This is a genomic window from Burkholderia sp. BCC0506, from assembly GCF_902833145.1.
GTDB lineage: Bacteria > Pseudomonadota > Gammaproteobacteria > Burkholderiales > Burkholderiaceae > Burkholderia.
Genome location: NZ_CADFEN010000013.1, coordinates 62,282 through 84,608 on the forward strand (window position 1 = coordinate 62,282; position 22,327 = coordinate 84,608).

General features: G+C 68.4%; 24 protein-coding genes and 1 tRNA gene. 18 read left to right on the forward strand and 7 right to left on the reverse strand.

Going from position 1 to position 22,327, the window contains the following annotated elements; genetic code table 11:
* Window positions 1-123 precede the first annotated feature (123 nt).
* Window positions 124-1,314, reverse strand: a complete 1,191-nt coding sequence (locus tag HWX62_RS26590) for an enolase C-terminal domain-like protein (RefSeq protein ID WP_175930091.1) — start codon at window positions 1,312-1,314, stop codon at window positions 124-126.
* A 330-nt stretch (window positions 1,315-1,644) separates the two neighbouring features.
* A complete protein-coding gene (locus tag HWX62_RS26595) occupies window positions 1,645-1,989 on the reverse strand; it encodes a cupin domain-containing protein (RefSeq protein WP_006496617.1) in 345 nt (114 codons plus the stop codon).
* 289 nt (window positions 1,990-2,278) lie between these two features.
* Between HWX62_RS26595 and HWX62_RS26600 the strand changes: the two genes are divergently transcribed.
* Together HWX62_RS26600 and trmB are read left to right on the forward strand one after the other, a co-directional pair.
* Window positions 2,279-2,353, forward strand: a tRNA-Gly gene (locus HWX62_RS26600).
* Window positions 2,354-2,502: 149 nt separating this feature from the next.
* Window positions 2,503-3,279, forward strand: a complete 777-nt coding sequence (gene trmB / locus HWX62_RS26605) for a tRNA (guanosine(46)-N7)-methyltransferase TrmB (protein ID WP_175930090.1) — start codon at window positions 2,503-2,505, stop codon at window positions 3,277-3,279.
* A gap of 112 nt (window positions 3,280-3,391) precedes the next feature.
* Here trmB and HWX62_RS26610 read toward each other — a convergent pair whose 3' ends face one another.
* The 3 genes from HWX62_RS26610 to HWX62_RS26620 all read right to left on the reverse strand — a co-directional run bounded on the left by HWX62_RS26610 (window position 3,392) and on the right by HWX62_RS26620 (window position 5,197).
* Entirely contained in the window at window positions 3,392-4,222 is an 831-nt protein-coding gene (locus HWX62_RS26610; protein ID WP_175930089.1) for an undecaprenyl-diphosphate phosphatase, read from the reverse strand.
* Between the two features lie 79 nt (window positions 4,223-4,301).
* Complete coding sequence (locus HWX62_RS26615; protein WP_175930088.1) at window positions 4,302-4,883, reverse strand: DUF1439 domain-containing protein; 582 nt, start codon at window positions 4,881-4,883, stop codon at window positions 4,302-4,304.
* A complete protein-coding gene (locus HWX62_RS26620; RefSeq protein WP_175930176.1) occupies window positions 4,880-5,197 on the reverse strand; it encodes a YkgJ family cysteine cluster protein in 318 nt (105 codons plus the stop codon). The genes HWX62_RS26615 and HWX62_RS26620 overlap by 4 nt, the downstream gene beginning before the upstream one ends.
* Window positions 5,198-5,372: 175 nt before the next feature.
* On the opposite strand from HWX62_RS26620, the gene hemN reads away from it, so the two are divergent.
* The 16 genes from hemN (at window position 5,373) to ureG (ending at window position 19,965) form a co-directional block, all read left to right on the forward strand.
* Window positions 5,373-6,764 (forward strand): oxygen-independent coproporphyrinogen III oxidase, encoded by a 1,392-nt coding sequence (hemN, locus tag HWX62_RS26625; protein ID WP_175930087.1) that lies wholly within the window; start codon window positions 5,373-5,375, stop codon window positions 6,762-6,764.
* A 94-nt stretch (window positions 6,765-6,858) separates the two neighbouring features.
* On the forward strand, window positions 6,859-7,116 hold the full coding sequence (locus tag HWX62_RS26630; RefSeq protein WP_175930086.1) for a hypothetical protein: 258 nt from the start codon (window positions 6,859-6,861) through the stop codon (window positions 7,114-7,116).
* Between the two features lie 104 nt (window positions 7,117-7,220).
* Window positions 7,221-7,877, forward strand: coding sequence for a protein-L-isoaspartate O-methyltransferase (locus HWX62_RS26635; protein ID WP_175930085.1), 657 nt, complete (start codon window positions 7,221-7,223; stop codon window positions 7,875-7,877).
* Window positions 7,878-7,891: 14 nt separating this feature from the next.
* Window positions 7,892-8,215 carry a rhodanese-like domain-containing protein gene (locus HWX62_RS26640; RefSeq protein ID WP_006488544.1) on the forward strand — a complete coding sequence of 108 codons (324 nt, stop codon included), beginning with the start codon at window positions 7,892-7,894 and terminating at the stop codon, window positions 8,213-8,215.
* Between the two features lie 346 nt (window positions 8,216-8,561).
* Window positions 8,562-9,869, forward strand: a complete 1,308-nt coding sequence (gene urtA / locus HWX62_RS26645) for an urea ABC transporter substrate-binding protein (RefSeq protein WP_175930084.1) — start codon at window positions 8,562-8,564, stop codon at window positions 9,867-9,869.
* A gap of 144 nt (window positions 9,870-10,013) precedes the next feature.
* Window positions 10,014-11,633, forward strand: coding sequence for an urea ABC transporter permease subunit UrtB (gene urtB, locus HWX62_RS26650; protein ID WP_175930083.1), 1,620 nt, complete (start codon window positions 10,014-10,016; stop codon window positions 11,631-11,633).
* A gap of 1 nt (window position 11,634) precedes the next feature.
* Window positions 11,635-12,822 (forward strand): urea ABC transporter permease subunit UrtC, encoded by a 1,188-nt coding sequence (gene urtC / locus HWX62_RS26655; protein WP_175930082.1) that lies wholly within the window; start codon window positions 11,635-11,637, stop codon window positions 12,820-12,822.
* Window positions 12,819-13,676 carry an urea ABC transporter ATP-binding protein UrtD gene (gene urtD, locus HWX62_RS26660; protein ID WP_175930081.1) on the forward strand — a complete coding sequence of 286 codons (858 nt, stop codon included), beginning with the start codon at window positions 12,819-12,821 and terminating at the stop codon, window positions 13,674-13,676. Before urtC ends, urtD begins: the two co-directional genes overlap by 4 nt.
* A 4-nt stretch (window positions 13,677-13,680) precedes the next feature.
* Window positions 13,681-14,373, forward strand: coding sequence for an urea ABC transporter ATP-binding subunit UrtE (urtE, locus tag HWX62_RS26665; RefSeq protein WP_175930080.1), 693 nt, complete (start codon window positions 13,681-13,683; stop codon window positions 14,371-14,373).
* A gap of 152 nt (window positions 14,374-14,525) precedes the next feature.
* Window positions 14,526-15,401, forward strand: a complete 876-nt coding sequence (locus HWX62_RS26670; protein WP_175930079.1) for an urease accessory protein UreD — start codon at window positions 14,526-14,528, stop codon at window positions 15,399-15,401.
* Window positions 15,402-15,637: 236 nt separating this feature from the next.
* Window positions 15,638-15,940, forward strand: a complete 303-nt coding sequence (gene ureA / locus HWX62_RS26675; protein WP_006406310.1) for an urease subunit gamma — start codon at window positions 15,638-15,640, stop codon at window positions 15,938-15,940.
* A gap of 8 nt (window positions 15,941-15,948) precedes the next feature.
* Window positions 15,949-16,254 carry an urease subunit beta gene (locus tag HWX62_RS26680; protein ID WP_011544772.1) on the forward strand — a complete coding sequence of 102 codons (306 nt, stop codon included), beginning with the start codon at window positions 15,949-15,951 and terminating at the stop codon, window positions 16,252-16,254.
* A 28-nt stretch (window positions 16,255-16,282) separates the two neighbouring features.
* A complete protein-coding gene (gene ureC, locus HWX62_RS26685; RefSeq protein WP_175930078.1) occupies window positions 16,283-17,989 on the forward strand; it encodes an urease subunit alpha in 1,707 nt (568 codons plus the stop codon).
* A gap of 18 nt (window positions 17,990-18,007) precedes the next feature.
* Window positions 18,008-18,634, forward strand: a complete 627-nt coding sequence (gene ureE / locus HWX62_RS26690) for an urease accessory protein UreE (RefSeq protein WP_175985264.1) — start codon at window positions 18,008-18,010, stop codon at window positions 18,632-18,634.
* Complete coding sequence (locus HWX62_RS26695; protein ID WP_175930076.1) at window positions 18,621-19,301, forward strand: urease accessory protein UreF; 681 nt, start codon at window positions 18,621-18,623, stop codon at window positions 19,299-19,301. Before ureE ends, HWX62_RS26695 begins: the two co-directional genes overlap by 14 nt.
* A 16-nt stretch (window positions 19,302-19,317) precedes the next feature.
* On the forward strand, window positions 19,318-19,965 hold the full coding sequence (gene ureG / locus HWX62_RS26700) for an urease accessory protein UreG (RefSeq protein WP_175930075.1): 648 nt from the start codon (window positions 19,318-19,320) through the stop codon (window positions 19,963-19,965).
* A gap of 66 nt (window positions 19,966-20,031) precedes the next feature.
* Here the strand turns inward: ureG and waaA are convergent, their stop codons facing one another.
* Complete coding sequence (gene waaA, locus HWX62_RS26705) at window positions 20,032-21,393, reverse strand: lipid IV(A) 3-deoxy-D-manno-octulosonic acid transferase (RefSeq protein ID WP_175930074.1); 1,362 nt, start codon at window positions 21,391-21,393, stop codon at window positions 20,032-20,034.
* 37 nt (window positions 21,394-21,430) lie between these two features.
* Window positions 21,431-22,315 (reverse strand): Kdo hydroxylase family protein, encoded by an 885-nt coding sequence (locus HWX62_RS26710; RefSeq protein ID WP_175930073.1) that lies wholly within the window; start codon window positions 22,313-22,315, stop codon window positions 21,431-21,433.
* Between the last annotated feature and the right edge of the window lie 12 nt (window positions 22,316-22,327).

A 22,327-nucleotide genomic window follows, 5' to 3' on the forward strand; every position in this document is an offset into this window, starting at 1 on the left:
GATTGAGCGTGCGCGCACCGCGCGTGGCTCGCTCGTACGTTCGCGTGACGGCCGGGAAGTCGTTTCGTCATGCAGATCATGTGCGGTTTCTCGATGCGTGTCGCGATCGATGTGCTTGCGCGGTCAGCGGCGCGAGTCAGCAGCGTGATACGGTTCCGATGCCGATACCGCGCGGAATACGTCGCGTGCGTTGGCATGCAACTCGAAACCAATACCCGACGCCTGCGGCGCGCGCGCGTATCCCGCGTCGACAATTTCACCATCGGCGAGTCCGCTGAAGGGTTCGAACGCGAACGGGCTGACTTCCGCGCCGCCGAGCCCGAGCGCCGCGACGACGTGCAGCGAGAACAGATGGCCGCCGTGCGGCCAGAACGCGTCGCGCCGCCAGCCGCGCGACACGAAGTGATCGACGATCTGCAGATAGCCGGGCAGCCCGTAGCTGTGCACGGGATCGAACACCAGCACGTCGCGGTCGGCACGCAGGCCGCCGTAACGGTCGAGCAGCTTCGCTTCCGCGAGCGAGAACAGCGCCTCGCCCGCCGCGATCGGCGGCGCGTACCGCGCAGCGACGTCTGCCTGGAGCGGCAGATCGAGCGGGTCGCAGATGTCCTCGAACCACCACAGATCGAACGGCGCGAGCATGTCGACGGCCTGGTAGACGGTCGTCGCGTCGTACGTGTTCATCGCATCGACCGCGAGATGCGAAGGGCCTGCCAACTGCGCGGCAGCGGCTTCGATGCGGCGCCGGTCCTGATCGAGATCCGCGCCGCCGATCTTGATCTTCGCGTGCGTGTAGCCGAGATCGACGATCCGGCGCATCTCGTCCGACAGCCGCGCGAGATCGTCATGCGGATAGCGATAGCCGCCGCCTGCGTACACGCGCACGCGCGGTGTCGCCGTGCGTCCTAGACGATCGGCGAGAAAACGATTGAGCGGCAGATCGGCGATTTTCGCGGCGGCGTCCCAGATCGCCATGTCGAGCGTGCCGACCGCGACGCAGCGTTCGCCGTGCCCGCCCGGCTTTTCGCCGGCCATCATCGCGCGCCACGCACGGAACGGATCGAGGTTCGTGCCGGCTTCGTCGGCGAGCGTGTCGGCGGCGGCCAGCAGACGCGGCGCGAACCGTTCGCGGATCAGCCCGCCCTGCGCGAAGCGGCCGATCGACGCGTAGCCGTAGCCCGTCACCGGGCGGCCGTCGCGCACGACGTCGGTGACGACCGCGACGACGCTCGTCGTCAGGCCGCCGGACGGAATCGCCGGATCGGCATAGCGGGACACGGGAATCGCGCGTTCGTGGATCGCGGTGATGCGCATGATCGGGGCTCCGGAAGGACGCCCGGCGCTGGCGCAAGCTTCATGCGCCGTAGCTGGGACGGTGGGCGGATCGCTGCATCTTAGGGGTTTGTGCGACGGCGTGCAGGAGCGGTAACTAGCGTCGCCGCGTCGTCACCGGGCAACCCGGCGTCGCATTCGTCACGGGTTGCGGTGGGTTAACGGAAGCGAGCGCCTAGCCGGTGACCGCGCTCGGCGCGCTGCTTCCGAACCGAACCGAGTCCGATCGAGCCGGAATCCTCGGTGGCCGTCCCGGCTCCGCGAACCGGGAGGATGCGGGGCGCGTGGGTTCGGTCGAATCGACCACCCCGCTCAGGCAAAGACGAAGTACTTGCGCACCGTCTCCACCACTTCCCACGTCCCCTTCATGCCGGGTTCGATCACGAACACGTCGCCGGCTTTCAGGTGCTGCGGCTCCTCGCCTTCCGGCGTGATGATGCAGTAGCCATCGAGGAAGTGGCAGTACTCCCATTTTTCGTAGTTCACCTCGAACTTGCCCGGCGTGCAGATCCAGGTGCCCATGATCTTGCTGCCGTCCTTCGAGACGTACGCGTTGAGGTTCACGGTGTGCGGATCGCCGCCGATGCGCTTCCACTTGGTCGCGTCGAGGACAGGCGTCGGGCAGGTTTTGCGCAGAACGGTGATGAAATCGGACATGTCGGCTCCAGACTGACGATCGTTTAAGAGGCCTGTCACGTTAGTTCGAAAGCCTTGCCCGGGCTTGTATGCGTCCGACACCGACTCGTCTATTTTCGACATTGGCTGGCGTGCAAGCGTGCCGCCATCGTGTTGTCGTCGAGCCTCGGCGTCTTCTCTCGTTACAGTCGCCCTGCCTGCGTCACCGGCGCATCGGGAAGGCGCGCGCCACGAACTCGAAGTCCGTTTGCGGCGGCCTCAACGCACTACTTGTAACATCGCCACCAAACCCTGTACAATCACCCGTTCTGCGGGCGTCGTATAATGGCCATTACCTCAGCTTCCCAAGCTGATGACGTGGGTTCGATTCCCATCGCCCGCTCCACTTTCCGGCTGCACGGCAGCCTGCGCATGAGCCGCCTCGTCGAAGGCGGCTTTTTTGTACCATGCGCCGAATCGCCCGGCAGCGCTGCTGCGTAACGGGCCCTCGGGGCCCTCGGGGCCCTCGCCCGAACCGAGCCTTTTTCAGTACCGATGATGCACGACGACCCGAACGAAGCCGGCCAGCCGCCGCACGACGACGCCATTCCCGACGAGGCCGACCAAGCCGCCGAAGGCGCCGACGAAGTCAACCCGCTGCACCGCCGCCGCATCCGCAGCTTCGTGACGCGCGCCGGCCGCGTATCGACCGGCCAGCGCCGCGCGATCGACGAGTTCGGCCCGCGCTTCGTGGTCCCGTATGCGCCGGAGTTGCCCGACTGGGACGCGATCTTCGGCCGCAGCGCGCCGCGCATTCTCGAGATCGGTTTCGGGATGGGCGCATCGACGGCGGAAATCGCCGCGCACCGCCCGGGCGACGATTTCCTCGGCGTCGAGGTGCACGAGCCGGGCGTCGGCGCGCTGCTGAAGCTGATCGGCGAGCAGGATCTGACGAACATCCGCATCGTCCAGCACGACGCGGTCGAGGTGCTCGAGCACATGATCGCGCCGGAAAGCCTCGATGGCGTGCACATCTTCTTCCCCGATCCGTGGCACAAGGCGCGTCACCACAAGCGCCGGCTGATCCAGCCGCCGCTCGTCGCGCATCTCGCGTCGCGCCTGAAGCCCGGCGCGTACATTCACTGCGCGACCGACTGGCAGAACTACGCGGAACAGATGCTGGAAGTGCTCGGCGCGGAACCGACGCTCGAGAACACGGCCGCCGACTACGCGCCGCGCCCCGACTACCGCCCGGTGACGAAGTTCGAACGGCGCGGGCTGCGGCTCGGCCACGGCGTGTGGGACCTGGTGTTCCGCAAGCGCGCAGGCTGAGCGACTTCGCCGCGGCGGCACGCGCCGCCCTCTTCCGGACAAAGAAAAGCCCGATCGGCATCTGCCGGTCGGGCTTTCTTTCATGTGCGGCGCGATCGCCTGCGTGTCGGCTTCACGCCCAATTCAACCAGCCGCTGTAACCGACCAGCAGCACGAACAACCCGAACGCGATCCGGTACCACGCGAACACCGTGAAATCGTGCGTCGCGACATAGCGCAGCAGCCAGCGCACGCACACGAACGCGCTGACGAACGACGCGACGAGCCCGAGCGCGAACAGCCCGAGCGAATCGACGGTGAACGCCTGCCAGTCCTTGACGGTTTCGTAGAGCGTCGCGCCGAAGATGATCGGAATCGCGAGAAAGAACGAGAATTCGGTGGCCACGCGGCGGTCGAGACCGAACAGCATCCCGCCGATGATCGTCGAGCCCGAGCGCGACATGCCGGGCACCAGCGCGAAGCACTGCGCGATGCCGACCTTGAGCGCGTCGAGCGGCGTCAGCGCATCGACCGACACCACGCGCGGCGGCTCGCTGCGTTCGCGCTGCCGCGCCTCGGCCCACAGGATGATCGCGCCGCCGACCACGAGCGCGAACGCGACGGGCACCGGCGAAAACAGCACGGCCTTGATCTTCTTCTCGAACAGGAGGCCGAGCGCGATCGCGGGAATCGTCGCGATCACGACGTTCAGCGTGAAGCGCTGCGCATCGGGCCGGCTCGGCAGCCCGGACACGACGGACACGATCCGCTGCCGGTATTCCCAGCAGACCGCGAGGATCGCGCCGAACTGGATCACGACGTCGAACGTCTTCGCGTGCGAGTCGTTGAAATTCAGGAAGCTGCCCGCGACGATCAGGTGACCGGTGCTCGACACCGGCAGGAATTCCGTCAGCCCCTCGACGACGCCGAGGATCAATGCCTTGCAGATCAGGATCCAGTCCATCCGTGGCCCAACTCCGAAATGGTCGAAAGAAAAGGCCACTCTTGCGCGCGCGGCCCACCCGGCCGTGCGCGCCCCGTCGTCACTTTTCGACGATCGCCACGCGTATGCCGTTTGTAAGGATCGTAATTGTACCGGGTTCGTAGTTCACCCCGGCAAATTGCAGCTGTTCCGGCTTGAACGTGTAGATCGGGTAGTTGGTCAGCAACTGCGTCGCGAGCAGGCCGGCGGCGGCGCCCACCTGCTGCGCGTACATCTGCGCGTCGCCGTCGAGCACGAGGCTGTCGACAGCCGGCGCCTTCAGCACCACCGAGCGGCTCGGCGCGTCGTACGCGAGTTGCCCCGACACGGTGAACTTGCCGCTGACGGGCGCACGCAGGAACGGGCTCGCGAAATGGGCATCGAGCTGCACGGCGACGCGGTTCTGGTCGGGCAGCAGGTTGACGGCGGGGTTCGCGAGCGACACGTCGACGACCTGCGCGACCGTCTTCTGGTAAGGAAACTTGCGTGCGACGGCCTTCTGCACGTCGCCGCGCGAGAACGTGTAGTGATCGGGGATGAACGGGAACGTCGACGCGCACGCGGCAAGCGATACGCACACGCCGACGGCGCCGATAGCGCCAGCGAGAAAACGGCGCCGGCCGGGCGCGCGAGGGACGGTCATGCTGAACTCTCTCCTGAATGCGCCGGCCGCGTCGCGACCTCGAGGCGCGTGAGCCACGCGAGCGCGTCGTCGCGCGACGCACCGCACATGTCGGCGGACGGCTGCAGCCCGGAGCAGCACGCGGGGCGCTCGGGCCGGCCGAAGATCATGCAGCGCAGGTCGTCGCCGAGCTGCGCGCAGCGCACGCCGGCCGGCTTGCCGTCGGGCATGCCCGGAATCGGGCTGGAAATCGACGGCGCGATGCAGCACGCGCCGCAGCCCTCGCGGCACGCGTGCGGCGGCGGGACTTCGGCGGGCGCCGGGCGGACAGGTATTTCGACGGACACTCGGCTCTCTCGACGAACAACGGAAAAACGGGTGCGGCGACCGGACGCGGCGTCCGGCAGCCCCACCCCGCATTGTGCCATCGCCGGCTGCGACGTTATTACACAATGCAGGCCAATCGCGCGTTCATATACTCGAAAGCATCTAAAAAAGCGCGAGACCGCCATGCGTTCTGGTTCTGCCGACACGATGTTCCGTCCCGATTTGCTCGCGAAATACGGCGCGAACGGGCCGCGCTATACGTCGTACCCCACCGCGCTGCAGTTTCGCGACGATTTCGACCCGGCCGATTATGGTCGAGCGGCGAGCGACCCGGGCGCATCGTCGAGCGACCTGTCGCTGTACGTCCACATCCCGTTCTGCAATACCGCGTGCTTCTACTGCGGCTGCAACAAGATCGCGACCAACAACCGCCGCCGCGCGCGCCCGTATCTCGACCAGCTCGAGCGCGAGATGGCGCTGCAGGCCGCGCTGTTCGATCCGTCCCGCCGCGTCACGCAACTGCACTGGGGCGGCGGCACGCCGACCTTCCTGTCCGACGACGAAACGGCGGAGCTGATGGCGGCCACGCGCGAGCATTTCGCGCTCGCGCCGGACGCCGACGCCGAGTTCTCGATCGAAATCGACCCGCGCACGGTCACGCCGGCCACGCTCGTCCACCTGCGCACGCTCGGCTTCAACCGGCTGAGCCTCGGCGTGCAGGATTTCGATCCGGTCGTGCAGCAGGCGATCAACCGCATCCAGCCGCGCGCGATGACGGCCGACCTGCTCGCCGCGGCGCGGGCGACGGGCTTCCATTCGGTGAGCGTCGACCTGATCTACGGGCTGCCGCACCAGACGGTCGCGGTGTTCGCGCGCACGCTCGAAACGATCATCGAGCTCGCGCCCGATCGCCTGTCGGTGTTCGGCTACGCGCACATGCCGCACCTGTTCAAGATGCAGCGGCAGATCGACGATGCGACACTGCCGCCGCCGGAAACGCGCATCGCGCTGCTCGGCCTCGCGATCGACATGCTGACGTCGGCCGGCTACGTGTACATCGGGATGGACCATTTCGCGCGGCCGTCCGACGAGCTCGTGCGCGCGCAGCGCAACGGCACGCTGCAGCGCAATTTCCAGGGCTACAGCACGCGCGCGGATACCGACCTGATCGGCTTGGGCGTATCGTCGATCGGCAAGGTCGGCGACGTCTACGCGCAGAACGCGAAGGACCTGCCGGCATACGGCGCGGCGCTCGACGCGGGCCGGCTGCCGATCGTGCGCGGCGTACGGCTCACGCCGGACGACCGGCTGCGCCGCGACGTGATCACGCAACTGATGTGCAACCTCGAGCTGCCGTTCTCGCATGTCGAAGCCGCGCACGGCATCCGCTTCGCCGATCGTTTCGCACGCGAGCTCGACGCGCTGCGCCCATTCGAGCGCGACGGGCTGCTGACGATCGCGCGCGACCGGCTGACGATCCATCCGGCCGGCCGGATGGTCGTGCGCAACATCGCGATGGCGTTCGACGCGTACCTCGGCCAGACGCCGCGGCAGCGCTACTCCCGCACGGTCTAGGGCCGCTTCGCGCGGCCACCGACGGGCGCCGGCCGCGTGCAGGCGGCCGGTTTGATAGAGTGTGAGACTTACATCCGCTTCGCCAGCCCCCAAGATGCGCACCACCAAAGCGACCCATGCGGTCGAACGCCTGAAGGCCCGCTCCGGCAACCCGCAATTCGCGGCCGTCGCGATGGCGGGCGGCCTGTTCTATCTCGTCGACCGCTCGGGCGGCACCGCCGAGAAGCGCTGCGAGCCGTTGCCGCTCGACGAATTCGTCAAGTTCGTCGACGAATTTAGCCCCAAAAAGCCGCGCAAGGCGAGCAAGCTCGACCTCGCGTTCGAGGCGCAGATCAAGAAGAGCAAGGGGTAAAGGTCTGTTGCAGGCCGCCTGAAGGCTTCCCGGCCGTGCCGTTTGGTACAATCACGAAGTTTCTCTATCCCCGCTGATGGCCGACCCGGCTGCGTGACCACACCATGAATATCGAAAACGCGCGTTTCAACATGATCGAACAGCAGATCCGTCCGTGGGACGTGCTGGATCTGGATGTCCTGGGCCTGCTGTCGATCGTCAAGCGTGAAAACTACGTTCCGGCCCAATACCGCGATCTCGCGTTCGCCGATCTCGAACTGCCGCTGCCCGGCGGCGCCAGCAAGATGCTGTTCCCGCGCGTCGAAGCGCGCGTGCTGCAGGAGCTGGGCGTCAAGAAGCACGAGAACGTGCTGGTGATCGGCGCGGGCTCGGGTTACCTCGCCGCGCTGTTCGCGCATCGCGCGCAGCACGTGACGGCCGTCGAGATCGATCCGGCGATCGCGAAGTTCGCGGAAGACAACCTGCGCAACGACGGCGTGACCAACGCCGAAGTCGTGCTCGGCGACGGTTCGCGCGGCTGGGCGGCGAAGGCGCCGTACGACGTGATCTGCGTCGCGGGCGGCCTGCCGGTCGTGCCGCAGGAAATGCTCGAACAGCTGAAGATCGGCGGCCGCCTGTCGGCGTTCGTCGGCGGCCGTCCGGTGATGAAGGCGCAGATCATCACGCGCATCGACGACAAGCAGTACCGCGTCGCCGACGTGTTCGAAACCTACATCGACCACCTGGTCAACGCGATCGAACCGTCGCGCTTCAAGTTCTGAGCGGCGGAGCCTCCATGCAGATCCTGACGCCCGCGATGCTCGCGGAATGGCTCGGCGACACGGCGCGCCCCGCGCCGGTCGTGCTCGACGTGCGCGAGCCGTGGGAAATCGCGACCGCGCAGATCGCCGGCAGCGTATCGATTCCGATGCAGCAGATTCCCGCGCGCAGCGAAGAGCTCGACGACGAAGCGGAAATCGTCTGCGTGTGCCATCACGGGATGCGCAGCGCGCAGGTCGCGATGTTCCTCGAATCGCGCGGCTTCACGAAGCTGTACAACCTGCAAGGCGGGATCGACGCGTGGTCGCGCGACGTCGATCCGTCGGTGCCGCGCTACTGATCGATCCATCCGGCGGCGCATCGCGCGCCGCCGCGCCGCCCGGCACCTTGCCGCCGGCCACACCGATCCGCCGAACGGGCGCGCACCGCGCGCCCGTTTCTCTTTTCCTCCCCGCTTTCCCTGCGTTGCGACGCCGCCGCACCGCCGTGCACCATTTGCGCCCGTGGGTCTGCACCGCAACGGACCGCGCGTGCCGCACGACGCGTCATGCGCACCGCGCCGATGCCCGCCGATGCGCCGCACAGGCACGCCGGGCGTGCATGCGCGCGACTGGCACATGCCTTGCGTTACACGATGGCCGGCGCCGCCTCGGCGCACGCACATCCAACACGACAAGGGGATACCGATGAAACGTCGCAGTCTGTTGAAGTTCGGTTCGATGGCCGGCGCGCTCGCGCTGGCGGGCAAGAGCCCGTTCGCGCACGCGGCCGATGCGGGCACCGGCCCGATCAAGGTCGGCATCCTGCATTCGCTGTCGGGCACGATGGCGATCTCGGAGACGTCGCTGAAGGACACCGCGCTGATGACGATCGCCGACATCAACAAGAGCGGCGGCGTGCTGGGCCGCAAGATCGAGCCCGTGGTCGTCGACCCGGCGTCGAACTGGCCGCTGTTCGCCGAGAAAGCGCGCCAGTTGCTCACGCAGGACAAGGTCGCGTGCGTGTTCGGCTGCTGGACGTCGGTGTCGCGCAAGTCCGTGCTGCCGGTGTTCGAGGAGCTGAACGGGCTGCTCTACTACCCGGTGCAGTACGAAGGCGAGGAAATGTCGCGCAACGTGTTCTACACGGGCGCCGCGCCGAACCAGCAGGCGATCCCGGCCGTCGAGTACCTGATGAGCGCGGAAGGCGGCGGCGCGAAGCGCTTCTTCCTGCTCGGCACCGACTACGTGTATCCGCGCACGACCAACAAGATCCTGCGCGCGTTCCTGAAATCGAAGGGCGTGAAGGACGCCGACATTCAGGAGGTCTACACGCCGTTCGGCCACAGCGATTACCAGACCATCGTCGCGAACATCAAGACCTTCTCGCAGGGCGGCAAGACGACCGTGGTCTCGACGATCAACGGCGACTCGAACGTGCCGTTCTACAAGGAGCTGGGCAACCAGGGGATCAAGGCGACCGACGTGCCGGTCGTCGCGTTCTCGGTCGGCGAGGAAGAGCTGCGCGGGATCGACACGAAGCCGCTCGTCGGCCACCTCGCCGCGTGGAACTACTTCATGTCGGTGAAGAACCCGACCAACACGAAGTTCAAGGACCAGTTCGCCGCGTGGGTGAAGGCGAACAACCTGCCGGGAGGCGCGAAGCGCGTGACCAACGATCCGATGGAAGCGACCTACGTCGGCATCCACATGTGGAAGCAGGCCGTCGAGAAGGCGAAGAGCACCGACGTCGACAAGGTGCGCGTCGCGATGATCGGCCAGACGGTGGCCGCGCCGTCGGGCTTCACGCTCGCGATGGACGGCAACCACCATCTGCACAAGCCGGTGATGATCGGCGAGATCCGCGGCGACGGGCAGTTCAACGTCGTGTGGAAAACGAAGACGGCCGTGCGTGCGCAGCCGTGGAGCCCGTTCATCGCGGGCAACCAGGGCAAGCCGGACGTGGTCAGCTCGATTCCGGCGTTCCTGCGCCGGCAGCGCTCCGTGCTGGCCTGACGTCGTGCGGCGCGTCGCGCTGCGTGTGCGACGCGCCGCTCGCCCGCCCGCTGCCGATGCGCCGGCCATGCTCGCCGTGACGGACCGCCGGCAGCGGCGCAGCGCCGCCCCACTCCGCTTCCCCACGCCCGACAGGATTTCCCGATGCCTACACGCTTTCGTCGAGCCGCCCGCGCGATCGTGGCATGCGCCGCGCTCGCGGGCCTGCTGCCGCACGCCGCGTTCGCGCTGACGGCGGCCGATACCGCCGCGCTCGCCGGCGACGACTTCGACGCGAAGACGGCCGCGATCGAACGGCTCGCCACCGACACCGATCCGCGCGCGGTTGCGGTACTCAACGCGCTGTCGAGCGGCGATGCGCTGGCGACCGGCGACGGCCGCCTGCTGATCCAGTCCGGCGACACCGCGCACGATGCGCTCACGCAAGCCGCGACGCCGGCCGGCGACGCGCAGCCGGTGATGCTGAACAACCTGCTGCGCACGAAGATCGCCGGCGCGCTGTCGGGCCTCGCGCTCGCGTCGCCCGACGTGACCGCGCGCCGCGACGCGATCGACGCGCTGCTGAAGTCGCCCGACCCGGCGCTCAAGCCGATGATCGACCGCGCCCGCGCGAAGGAAACCGATCCCGTGCTGAAGCGCCGCCTCGACGCACTGTGGGCGATCGCCGCGCTGCACGACGCCGATCCGGCCAGGCGCCTCGAAGCCGTCCAGGTGGTGGCCGCGCGCAGCGATCTCGACATGATCGAACAACTGCGCCCGCTCGTCGCGAAGAACGCCGACGGCAGCTACGCGGAACCCGACGCGCGGGTGCGCGACGCCGCACAGCAAGGGCTCGATACGCTGCACGGGCTGCAGCGCCGCGGCGAGATCGCCGGCACGCTGTTCGCCGGCCTGTCGCTCGGCAGCGTGCTGCTGCTCGCCGCGCTCGGCCTCGCGATCACGTACGGGCTGATCGGCGTGATCAACATGGCGCACGGCGAATTCCTGATGATCGGTGCGTACGCAACCTATGTCGTGCAGACGCTGATCCAGCGCTACGCGCCCGGCGCATTCGACTGGTATCCGCTCGTCGCCGTGCCGGTGTCGTTCGCGGTGGCCGCGCTCGTCGGCATCGTGCTCGAACGGCTCGTGCTGCGGCACCTGTACGGCCGGCCGCTCGAAACGCTGCTCGCGACCTTCGGCGTGAGCCTGATCCTGATTCAGGCCACGCGCATGCTGTTCGGCGCGCAGAACGTGCAGGTCGTGAACCCGTCGTGGATGAGCGGCGGCGTGACGGTGATGCAGAACCTGATCCTGCCGTACAACCGGCTCGCGATCCTCGCGTTCGCGCTCGCGGTGGTGTTCGTCGCATGGGCCGTGCTGACGAAGACGCGGCTCGGCCTGTTCGTGCGCGCGGTCACGCAGAACCGCCGGATGGCCGCGTGCGTCGGCGTGAAGACCGCGCGCGTCGATGCGTATGCGTTCGCATTCGGCGCGGGCATCGCCGGCCTCGGCGGCTGCGCGCTGTCGCAGATCGGCAACGTGGGCCCCGATCTCGGACAGAACTACATCATCGATTCGTTCATGGCCGTCGTGCTCGGCGGCGTCGGGCAGATCGCCGGCACCGTGCTCGGAGGCTTCGGGCTCGGCCTCGTCAGCAAGGCGATCGAGCCGTTCTGGGGCGCCGTGCTCGCGAAGATCGCGGTGCTCGTGATGATCGTGCTGTTCATCCAGAAACGCCCGCAGGGGATGTTCGCCCCGAAGGGCCGCAGCGCGGAGGCTTGACGTGACTTCATACACCGATTCGATGCCGAACCCGGTCGCCGACACGTCGACGCCCGCGGCCGGCACGCGCGCGGCCGACGGCTTCGCGCTCGGCCTGCCGCCCCGCCCCGCGCTGCTGTCGCGCCGCGCATGGCTCGCGCTCGTCGCGCTGTGCGTGGCGATCGGCATCGGCGTGCCGCTCGCCGCGCTCGCCGTGCCGGAAGCGAGCGCGTTCCATCTGTCCGCGTACGCGATGACGCTCGCCGGCAAGCTGATGTGCTACGCGATCGCCGCGCTCGCGCTCGATCTCGTGTGGGGCTACTGCGGGATCCTGAGCCTCGGCCACGGCCTGTTCTTCGCGCTCGGCGGCTACGCGATCGGCATGTACCTGATGCGCGAGATCGGCCGCGACGGCAAGTACGGCAGCGACCTGCCGGACTTCATGGTGTTTCTCGACTGGCACCAGTTGCCGTGGTACTGGAGCGGCACGCAGCATCTCGCATGGGCGCTCGCGCTCGTCGTACTCGTGCCGGCCGTGCTCGCGTGGGTGTTCGGCTTCTTCACGTTCCGCTCGCGCGTGAAGGGCGTGTACCTGTCGATCATCACGCAGGCCATGACGTTCGCCGCGATGCTGCTGTTCTATCGCAACGAGACGGGCTTCGGCGGCAACAACGGCTTCACCGATTTCAAGCGCATCACCGGCTTCGCGATCACGTCGCTGGGCACGCGCACGGTGCTGTTGCTGCTGACGTTCGCGACGCTCGTGCTCGCGTTCATTGCGGCGCGCGCGATCGTCACGAGCAAGCTCGGGCGCGTGGTGACGGCAGTACGCGACGGCGAGACGCGGCTGATGTTCCTCGGCTACAGCCCGCTCGCGTACAAGCTGTTCGTGTGGACCGTGTCGGCCGTGCTGTGCGGCATCGCCGGCGCGCTGTACGTGCCGCAGGTCGGCATCATCAACCCCGGCGAGATGTCGCCCGGCAATTCGATCGAAATGGCGATCTGGGTCGCGGTGGGCGGGCGCGGCACGCTGATCGGGCCGATCGTCGGCGCGTTCGCGGTGAACGGCGCGAAGAGTTTCTTCACCGCGTACTTCGCCGAGTACTGGCTGTTCTTCCTCGGCCTGATCTTCGTGCTCGTGCCGCTCCTGCTGCCGCGCGGAATCATGGGCCTCGTCGAAACCGTCTTCGCGAAGGGGAAACGCGCATGAACGGCACGGCCCTCTACCAGTTCACGCCGCCGCCCGAGGACGAGCTGCTCGCCGTCAGCGGCACCGCGTCGATGGGGCGCGTCGTGCCGCCCGGCATCGATACGTCGCACGGCACGATCCTCTATCTCGAGGATATCGAGGTGAGCTTCGACGGCTTTCGCGCGCTGAAGAAGCTGTCGCTGTCGATCGACGCGGGCGAGCTGCGCTGCGTGATCGGCCCGAACGGCGCGGGCAAGACGACGATGATGGACGTGATCACCGGCAAGACGCGGCCCGATGCGGGCAAGGTGTTTCTCGGCCAGACGATCGACCTCGCGCGGATGAACGAACCCGAGATCGCGCGTGCGGGCATCGGCCGCAAGTTCCAGAAGCCGACCGTGTTCGAACAGCATCCGGTGTGGGAAAACCTCGAACTCGCGATGCAGACCGACAAGGGCTGGCTCGCGTCGCTGCGCGCGCGGCTCGACCGCACCGCGCAGGCGAAGATCGAGGAAACGCTCGCGCTGATCGGCCTCGAAAGCCATGCGTATCGCGCGGCGGGCGAGCTGTCGCACGGGCAGAAGCAGCGGCTCGAAATCGGCATGCTGCTGATGCAGCGCCCCGCGCTGCTGCTGCTCGACGAGCCGGCGGCCGGGATGACCGACCACGAGACGATGGAGCTCGCCGAGCTGCTGAACACGCTGCGCGGCACCTGCTCGATGATGGTCGTCGAGCACGACATGGAATTCGTCGCGGCGCTCGCGGGCGGCACGGGCCGCGTGACGGTGATGGCCGAAGGCGCGGTGCTCGCGCACGGCACGCTCGACCAGGTCAAGCGCGACGACGCGGTGATCGAGTCTTACCTCGGACGATGATGCGATGCTGAAAATCGAAGCGCTGAACCAGTACTACGGCGGCAGCCATATCCTGCGCAACGTGAACCTCGTCGCCGACGACGGCAAGCTCACCGTGCTGCTCGGCCGCAACGGCGTCGGCAAGAGCACGCTGCTGCGCTGCCTGATGGGCGTCGTCGCCGCGAAAAGCGGCAGCGTGTCGTGGCGCGGCACCGCGCTCGGCGCCCTGCCGCCGTATGCACGCGTCGCGGCCGGGCTCGCGTACGTGCCGCAGGGCCGCGACATCTTCCCGCGGCTCACCGTCGAGGAAAACCTGCTCGTCGGCGCGGCGAGCCGCAAGGCGCCGTCGAAAGTGCCCGACCGCATCTACGACCTGTTCCCGGTGCTGAAGGACATGCGCGCGCGGCGCGGCGGCGACCTGTCGGGCGGTCAGCAGCAGCAGCTCGCGATCGGCCGCGCGCTGATGAGCGAGCCGCAGTTGCTGATCCTCGACGAGCCGACCGAAGGCATCCAGCCGTCGATCATCCAGGACATCGGCCGCACGCTGCGTCAGCTCGTCGACGAATCGAGGATGACCGTGCTGCTCGTCGAACAGTATTACGATTTCGCGCAATCGATCGCCGATCGCTACTGGGTGATGAGCCGTGGCGAGATCGTCGCGGGCGGCGACGCGCGTGACATGGAGACGAACGGCGTACGGGAGCTGATCGCGGTGTGACGGGAGGCACGGCGGTAGGCACGGCGGTAGGCACGGCGGCCGCCGCGCGAAACGGCCGCACGCGGTGCTTTCAACGCGTGCGGCATCTGCATTATTGTTCCGGTAGCATCCACGTTCTTCGCACCCGCTTCCTCGTTTCCCGTTCGCCGCCGATGTCCGCCCCCGATTCGCACGCCTCGCTGTCCCGCCCCGCCATCGCCAAGTCGTGGCGCGGCCGCCTCGAACTCGGCTTCGAGCGGCACGGTGCACGCACGACGCTCGCGCACCGGCTGCACGACGGCCCGCTGCGCGTGCAGCGGCCGCTGTATCCGGAAGGCGACGCGATCTGCCATGCGGTGATCGTGCATCCGCCCGGCGGTGTCGCGGGCGGCGACCGGCTCGACATCGACATCGCGCTCGGCGACGGCACGCACGCGGTGCTGACGACGCCCGGCGCGACCAAGTGGTACAAGTCGAACGGCCTCGATGCGACACAGCGCATCGCCATCGCGGTCGGCGCGCACGCAAAGCTCGACTGGCTGCCGCAGAACAACCTGTTCTTCGACGCGGCGCACGCGAAGCTCGATTTCACGGTGACGCTCGGCGCAGGCGCGAGCGCGATCGGCTGGGATGCGACGCAGCTCGGCCGGCAGGCGGCCGACGAAACCTGGTCGGCGGGACGCATCGCGTCGACCTCGACACTCGTCGATGCCGACGGCCGGCCGCTGTGGACCGAACGCGCGCTGCTCGATGCCCGCGACCCGCTGCGCGGCGCACTGCAAGGCCTTGCCGGCTTTCCCGCGTACGGCACGCTGTGGGCCGCCGGGGCCGCGTGCGATGCGGCACTTGCCGAAGCGCTGGCCGTGCGCATGCCGTTCCACGACACGCTGCGTGCAGGCGCCACCTGCGTGACGCCCGGCGTCGTGCTCGTGCGGGCGCTGGCGACGTCGATGGAAGCGCTGCAGCGCCACTTCACCGACTGCTGGCTGCAGTTGCGGCCGATCGTGCACAGCGTCGACGCACGGCCACTACGTCTCTGGCAAACCTGAGCGCGTTCGCGCCACGCACCGTTTCGGCGCAGCGCCGCGCTGCGCGCCGCACGCTTGTCATGCATCACGCACCACGAACGCGCATGACGGCACGTGGATTGCCCATGGCACGCGCCTTGCTGCTTACATAAGCGATACACGACGCACGCAGAACAGCGCGGTGCTACGATGATCCGTGCACCTGCCCGATTGCGTGCGCACCGATAAAAATTACGTTTTCCTGAACGCCTGCCTTCATGAAACTGACTCCCCGCGAAAAGGACAAGCTGCTGATCTTCACGGCGGCGCTGCTTGCCGAACGCCGCCGCGCGCGCGGCCTGAAGCTCAACTATCCGGAGGCGGTCGCCTTCATCACCGCGGCGCTGATGGAAGCCGCGCGCGACGGCAAGACGGTGGCCGAGGTCATGCACTACGGCACGACGCTGCTCACGCGCGACGACGTGATGGACGGCGTGCCGGAAATGATTCCCGACATCCAGGTCGAAGCGACCTTCCCCGACGGCACGAAGCTCGTGACCGTCCATCACCCGATTCCGTGAGGCCCCGCATGATCCCCGGCGAAATCCTCACCGACGACGGCGAACACGAACTGAACGCGGGCCGCGCGACGCTGTCGCTCGTCGTCGCGAACACCGGCGACCGCCCGGTGCAGGTCGGCTCGCACTACCACTTCTTCGAAGTCAACGACGCGCTGTCGTTCGACCGCGCGGCCGCGCGCGGCTTCCGGCTCAACATCGCGGCCGGCACGGCCGTGCGTTTCGAGCCGGGCCAGACGCGCACCGTCGAGCTCGTCGCCCTCGCGGGCGAACGCGCCGTCTACGGTTTTCAGGGCAAGGTGATGGGGCCGCTGTAAGCCGCGCCCCGCTCTTCAGGAACAGCACATGACACTACGCTTGAGCCGCCGCGCGTACGCGGAAATGTTCGGGCCGACGACGGGCGACCGCGTCCGGCTCGCCGATACCGAACTGCTGATCGAGATCGAACGCGACTTCACCACGTACGGCGAGGAGGTGAAGTTCGGCGGCGGGAAGGTGATCCGCGACGGGATGGGCCAGTCGCAGCGCGTGGCCGCCGACGTGCCCGATACCGTCATCACGAACGCGGTGATCCTCGATCACTGGGGCATCGTGAAGGCCGACATCGCGATCAAGCACGGCCGCATCGCCGCGATCGGCAAGGCCGGCAACCCCGACATCCAGCCCGGCGTGACGATCGCGATCGGCGCCGCGACCGAAGTGATCGCCGGCGAAGGGCTGATCGTGACGGCGGGCGGCATCGACACGCACATCCACTTCATCAGCCCGCAGCAGATCGACGAGGCGCTCGCGTCGGGCGTCACGACGATGCTCGGCGGCGGTACGGGGCCGGCCACCGGCACCAACGCGACGACGTGCACGCCGGGCCCGTGGCACATGGAGCGGATGCTGCAGGCCGCCGACGGCTGGCCGATCAATCTCGGCTTCCTCGGCAAGGGCAACGCGAGCCTGCCGCAGCCGCTCGTCGAGCAGATCGCGGCCGGCGCGATCGGCCTGAAGCTGCACGAGGACTGGGGCACGACGCCCGCCGCGATCGACAACTGCCTGTCGGTCGCCGACGACACCGACACGCAGGTCGCGATCCACACCGACACGCTGAACGAGGCCGGCTTCGTCGAATCGACGGTCGCCGCGTTCAAGGGCCGCACGATCCACACGTACCACACCGAAGGCGCGGGCGGCGGCCATGCGCCCGACATCCTGAAGGTGTGCGGCGAGGCGAACGTGCTGCCGTCGTCGACCAATCCGACGCGCCCGTACACGATCAACACGCTCGACGAGCATCTCGACATGCTGATGGTGTGCCATCACCTCGATCCGTCGATCGCCGAGGATCTCGCGTTCGCCGAATCGCGCATCCGCCGCGAGACGATCGCGGCCGAGGACATCCTGCACGACCTCGGTGCGCTGTCGATGCTGTCGTCGGATTCGCAGGCGATGGGCCGCGTCGGCGAAGTGATCATCCGCACGTGGCAGACCGCGCACAAGATGAAGGTGCAGCGCGGCGCGCTGCCGGAAGATGGCGCGCGCAACGACAACTTCCGCGCGAAGCGCTACGTCGCGAAGTACACGATCAACCCGGCGCTCACGCACGGCATCGCGCACGAAGTCGGCTCGATCGAGCCCGGCAAGTGGGCCGACCTCGTGCTGTGGGAGCCCGCGTTCTTCGGGATCAAGCCGTCGATGATCCTCAAGGGCGGCATGATCGCGCTCGCGCAGATGGGCGACCCGAACGCGTCGATCCCGACGCCGCAGCCCGTTCACTATCGCGAGATGTTCGCGACGCGCGGCGGTGCGCTGGCGCGTACGTCGCTGACCTTCGTGTCGCAGATGGCGGCCGATGCGGGCATCGCGGAACGCTATGGCCTCGCGAAGCGGATCGTGCCGGTGCGCAACTGCCGCAACGTGACGAAGGCCGACATGATCCACAATGCCTGGCGTCCGTCGATCAGCGTCGACCCCGAAACCTACGACGTGATCGCCGACGGCCAGTTGCTCACCTGCGAGCCGGCGACGGTGCTGCCGATGGCGCAGCGCTATTTCCTGTTCTGATTTCCGGTTCCCCGCTTCATGCGCACCCTCGACAAACGCATTGCCCCGAACGTGAAACTCGCCGCGTCGCTCGTCGCGCGCGCACCGACGCTCACGCTCGCCTATGACGCCCGCTGCAAGAGCCGCCTCGCGGCGACGCTCGACACCGGCGAGGACGTCGCTGTCGTGCTGCCGCGCGGCACCGTGCTGCGCGACGGCGACGTGCTCGTCGCCGACGACGGCGCGCTCGTGCGCGTCGCAGCGGCGCCTGAAACCGTGCTGCTCGTGCGCGCGGCCGACCCGCTCACGCTGATGCGCGCCGCGTATCACCTCGGCAATCGCCACACACCGGTCGAGATCGGCGACGGCTACCTGAAGCTCGAAGCCGATCCGGTGCTCGCGGACATGCTGCGCCGGCTCGGCACGCAAGTCGAGGAAGCGCACGCACCGTTCCAGCCGGAGGCCGGTGCGTACGGCGGCGGCCACAAGCACGGGCACGACGCGACGTTCGCCGAGGACTACGCGCTCGCGCAGCAGGTGTTCGGCGAACACCACGGGCACTCGCACTCGCACGATCACGATCACGATCACGATCACGATCACGATCACGATCATCAGCATGGTCCCGGCTGCACGCACGACCACCACGGTCATGACCACCACTGAACTCGTCGCGCTGCTGCACCTCGCGTCGCCGGCACTGCCGATCGGCGCGTACAGCTATTCGCAGGGCCTCGAAGCCGCGCTCGACGCGAACCTGATCCGCGATGCCGATTCCGCGCGCGACTGGATCGCCAGCGGCCTGACCGACGTGCTCGCGCACGGCGAATTGCCGTTCCTCGCGCACCAGCTCGCCCGCTGGCAGGCGCACGACACGCACGCGCTCGTCGCCGAAAACGCATGGTTCGTCGCGAGCCGCGAATCGGCCGAACTGCGCCGCGAAACCGAACAGATGGGCTGGTCGCTCGCGCAGCTGTGCGCGTCGCTCGAATGGGGCGACGCCGCTCGCCGCGCGACGCTCGCGTCGCTATCGCCGGTTGCGCTGCCGACCGCGTTCGCGTACGCGGCGGCCACTCATGACGCCAGCGCCGACGCGACGCTCGCCGCGTACGCGTTCGGCTGGGTCGAGAACCAGACGTCCGCCGCGCTGAAGGCCGTGCCGCTCGGCCAGCTCGCCGGCCAACGCATCATCGTCGCGCTGCGCGGCGCGATCGACGCGGCCGTGCGCCGCGCGCTCGCGACGCCGCCCGACGCCGTCAACACGTTCGCGCCGCAGCTCGGCATCCTGTCCGCGCGGCACGAAACCCAGTACTCGCGGTTGTTCCGCTCCTGAACCTCATCGCCCGACCATGAACGCACCTGCCCCCTCCTCCGTCCGCCGCACGAAGAAACTTCCGCCGCTGCGCGTCGGCATCGGCGGCCCCGTCGGCTCCGGCAAGACCACGCTGCTCGAAATGCTGTGCAAGGCGATGCGCGAGCGCTACGACCTCGTCGCGATCACGAACGACATCTATACGAAGGAAGACCAGCGGCTGCTGACCGTCGCGGGCGCGCTGCCCGAGGAACGCATCATGGGTGTCGAGACGGGCGGCTGCCCGCACACGGCGATCCGCGAAGATGCGTCGATCAACCTCGAAGCCGTCGACCGGATGCTCGCGCGCTTTCCCGATGCGGACATCGTGTTCATCGAATCGGGCGGCGACAATCTCGCGGCAACCTTCAGCCCCGAGCTGTCGGACCTGACGATCTACGTGATCGACGTGGCCGGCGGCGAGAAGATTCCGCGCAAGGGCGGCCCCGGCATCACGAAGTCCGACCTGCTCGTGATCAACAAGACCGACCTCGCGCCGCTGGTCGGCGCGAACCTCGACGTGATGGCGTCCGACACGCGGAAGATGCGCGGCGAACGGCCGTACGTGATGACGAACCTGAAGGCGCTCGACGGCGTCGCGGACGTGATCGCGTTCATCGAAAAGAAGGGATTGCTGACGGTGTAAGCGGCATGGCGGCGGCTCACGTCGCCGCCATCATGCGCGCGCGGGCGGCGTTGCGCCGCCCTTCGTCTATTCGTCGTCGGAAGCAGTGCCCAGCCCGTCCGTCAGCGCACGCGCGCCGGCTTCGGCGGGCGGCAGCAGCGCGGCGAGCACGTCGACGGTGCGCGCGGTCGCGCCGCGGTGACGCGCCGCGAAGGCCGCGCCGGCCGCGCCCATCGCGATGCGCCGCGCCTTGTCGGCGAACAGCGCGTCGAGCACGTGCGCGAGATCGAGCGGATCCTCGACCTGCATCGCCGCACCGGCCGCGACCGCGTCGGCGGTCGCCTGCGTGAAGTTGAACACGTGCGGCCCGATCAGCACCGGCACGCCGACCGCGCACGCTTCGATCAGGTTCTGCCCGCCGAGCGGCAGCAGGCTGCCGCCGATGAACGCGACGTCGGCCGCCGCGTAGTACGCGCCGAGCTCGCCCATCGAATCGCCGAGCAACACCGCCACGTCGTCGGCCAACGGCTCGGCGGCCGGCCGGCCCGCGGCGAGCGCGGCCGCATCGGCCGCCCAGACCGAGCGCCGCACGCACTTGAGCCCGCTGCGCGCGACGAGCGCCTCGACCTCCGCGAAGCGCTGCGGATGACGCGGCACGAGCACCAGCAGCGCGCCGGGCGTGCGCATTTCCGCGAACGCCTGCAGCACCAGCGCTTCCTCGTTCTCGCGCGTGCTGGCGGCGACCCACACCGGCCGCGCGCCGATCGCGTCGCGCCACGCGTGGCCGCGTGCCGCGAGCTCCGGCGGCGTCGTCATGTCGAACTTCAGGTTGCCGAGCACCGTCACGTTGCGTGCGCCGAGCGACGTCAGCCGCTCCGCGTCGGCCGGGCTCTGCGCGAGCACGCGCGAGAAGCCGCCGAACACGTCGCGCGTCGCCGCGCCGAATTTCGCCGCGCGCCGGAACGAACGCGCGGACATCCGCGCATTGGTCAGCACGAGCGGCACGTCCGCGCGACGGCACTCGTCGATCAACGTCGGCCACACTTCGGTTTCCATCACGAGGCCGAGCGTCGGCCGCCATGCGTGCAGGAAGCGCCGCACCGCGCCCGGCATGTCGTACGGCAGGTAGCAGCGCAGCACGCGATCGCCGAAGATCTGTTCGCCGGTCGCGCGGCCGCTCGGCGTCATGTGCGTGAGCAGGATGCGCGCATCGGGGCGCGTGCGCATCAGCGCATCGATCAGCGGCTGCGCGGCGCGCGTCTCGCCCACCGACACCGCATGCACCCAGATCAGCGGCGCGCGGTCGTCGCGCGAGCGGCCGGCGACGCGACCGAAGCGCTCGCCGATATGCTCGCGATAGCCGCGCTCCTTGCGCGAGCGCACGTAGAGCCGGATGACGGCGGCCGGCGCGACGAGCCACCACAGCGCGCGATAGATCGCCCTCAGCATGCGGCCGCCCGGAGGTTGCGTCGAAGCAGGTGCGCGCTCAAACCAGCGCCCTGCCCGTCAGGCGCTCGAGAATGCCGAGCGGCGCGCATTCGCGGCGGACCATCGCGTCGACCGGCAGGAAGAAGGTCTGCTCGAGCATGAACTGGCCGGACATCACAGCGTGCGAAGTCTGATCCGAGAAACATATCCACACGCTGCCCGGCGGAAACGGCATCGTTTGCTGTGGACACGTCTTTTGATAGTCGAGATCGGCCTTCATCCCGTCGTGCAGGTTCAGCATCAGGTGGTCGTACGCGCTGCGCGGCGATTTCGTCACGTGCAGCAGGTTCAGCAGCCATGCCGAGCCGGGGAACTGCGGCCGGATCTTCGGCAGGAAGCGCTTCGCGACGTCCTCGAACGGCTCGCCGACGCGCCACACGCGCGGCACGCCGGCCGGGTTCACGTTCGTGAACACGCGCAGGATGCGCTCGCCGTAGTTCGGCCGCGACGGGAACGCGTCGACGTGCAGCCGGCTGTCGTCCTTGCGCCACGACGTCTGGCGCGTCTCGACCTGCATCAGCCGCAGGCTCGTCGGCGCGACGCGCAGCTTGCCGCGGTATTCGGGAAAGAGGCCGTCGACGAGCGAGCCGGCCTGCTGCTGGAAGCGCGCGACGAGCGCGCGCACGGCCGACTGCGTGACGCTGTCGCCGAGCACGCCGGCGAGCGCGCCGCCGTTCGGCGCGAGGCTGATGTTCTTGCGTTTCGGATCGGCGAGCGCCGGATCGAGCAGCGCTTCCTCGCCGCCTTCGATCGCGAAGCGCAGGTGCGGGAAATACAGCACCTTGCCTTCCTCGACCGCGGCCAGCAAGTGCTCGCGCGGCGCCGACAGGTTGTGTCCGCTCCAGTCGGCGGACGGGATTTCGATGATCTGGGATTCGCTCATGATCGGTTCGCG

Excerpts from the sequence above, each read along its gene's own strand:
- HWX62_RS26590 (WP_175930091.1), bottom strand. The coding sequence starts at position 1,314 with ATGCGCATCACCGCGATCCACGAACGCGCGATTCCCGTGTCCCGCTAT.
- HWX62_RS26595 (WP_006496617.1), bottom strand. The coding sequence starts at position 1,989 with ATGTCCGATTTCATCACCGTTCTGCGCAAAACCTGCCCGACGCCTGTC.
- trmB (WP_175930090.1), top strand. The coding sequence starts at position 2,503 with ATGATGCACGACGACCCGAACGAAGCCGGCCAGCCGCCGCACGACGAC.
- HWX62_RS26610 (WP_175930089.1), bottom strand. The coding sequence starts at position 4,222 with ATGGACTGGATCCTGATCTGCAAGGCATTGATCCTCGGCGTCGTCGAG.
- HWX62_RS26615 (WP_175930088.1), bottom strand. The coding sequence starts at position 4,883 with ATGACCGTCCCTCGCGCGCCCGGCCGGCGCCGTTTTCTCGCTGGCGCT.
- hemN (WP_175930087.1), top strand. The coding sequence starts at position 5,373 with ATGCGTTCTGGTTCTGCCGACACGATGTTCCGTCCCGATTTGCTCGCG.
- HWX62_RS26630 (WP_175930086.1), top strand. The coding sequence starts at position 6,859 with ATGCGCACCACCAAAGCGACCCATGCGGTCGAACGCCTGAAGGCCCGC.
- HWX62_RS26635 (WP_175930085.1), top strand. The coding sequence starts at position 7,221 with ATGAATATCGAAAACGCGCGTTTCAACATGATCGAACAGCAGATCCGT.
- HWX62_RS26640 (WP_006488544.1), top strand. The coding sequence starts at position 7,892 with ATGCAGATCCTGACGCCCGCGATGCTCGCGGAATGGCTCGGCGACACG.
- urtA (WP_175930084.1), top strand. The coding sequence starts at position 8,562 with ATGAAACGTCGCAGTCTGTTGAAGTTCGGTTCGATGGCCGGCGCGCTC.
- urtB (WP_175930083.1), top strand. The coding sequence starts at position 10,014 with ATGCCTACACGCTTTCGTCGAGCCGCCCGCGCGATCGTGGCATGCGCC.
- urtD (WP_175930081.1), top strand. The coding sequence starts at position 12,819 with ATGAACGGCACGGCCCTCTACCAGTTCACGCCGCCGCCCGAGGACGAG.
- urtE (WP_175930080.1), top strand. The coding sequence starts at position 13,681 with ATGCTGAAAATCGAAGCGCTGAACCAGTACTACGGCGGCAGCCATATC.
- HWX62_RS26670 (WP_175930079.1), top strand. The coding sequence starts at position 14,526 with ATGTCCGCCCCCGATTCGCACGCCTCGCTGTCCCGCCCCGCCATCGCC.
- ureA (WP_006406310.1), top strand. The coding sequence starts at position 15,638 with ATGAAACTGACTCCCCGCGAAAAGGACAAGCTGCTGATCTTCACGGCG.
- HWX62_RS26680 (WP_011544772.1), top strand. The coding sequence starts at position 15,949 with ATGATCCCCGGCGAAATCCTCACCGACGACGGCGAACACGAACTGAAC.
- ureC (WP_175930078.1), top strand. The coding sequence starts at position 16,283 with ATGACACTACGCTTGAGCCGCCGCGCGTACGCGGAAATGTTCGGGCCG.
- ureE (WP_175985264.1), top strand. The coding sequence starts at position 18,008 with ATGCGCACCCTCGACAAACGCATTGCCCCGAACGTGAAACTCGCCGCG.
- HWX62_RS26695 (WP_175930076.1), top strand. The coding sequence starts at position 18,621 with ATGACCACCACTGAACTCGTCGCGCTGCTGCACCTCGCGTCGCCGGCA.
- ureG (WP_175930075.1), top strand. The coding sequence starts at position 19,318 with ATGAACGCACCTGCCCCCTCCTCCGTCCGCCGCACGAAGAAACTTCCG.
- waaA (WP_175930074.1), bottom strand. The coding sequence starts at position 21,393 with ATGCTGAGGGCGATCTATCGCGCGCTGTGGTGGCTCGTCGCGCCGGCC.
- HWX62_RS26710 (WP_175930073.1), bottom strand. The coding sequence starts at position 22,315 with ATGAGCGAATCCCAGATCATCGAAATCCCGTCCGCCGACTGGAGCGGA.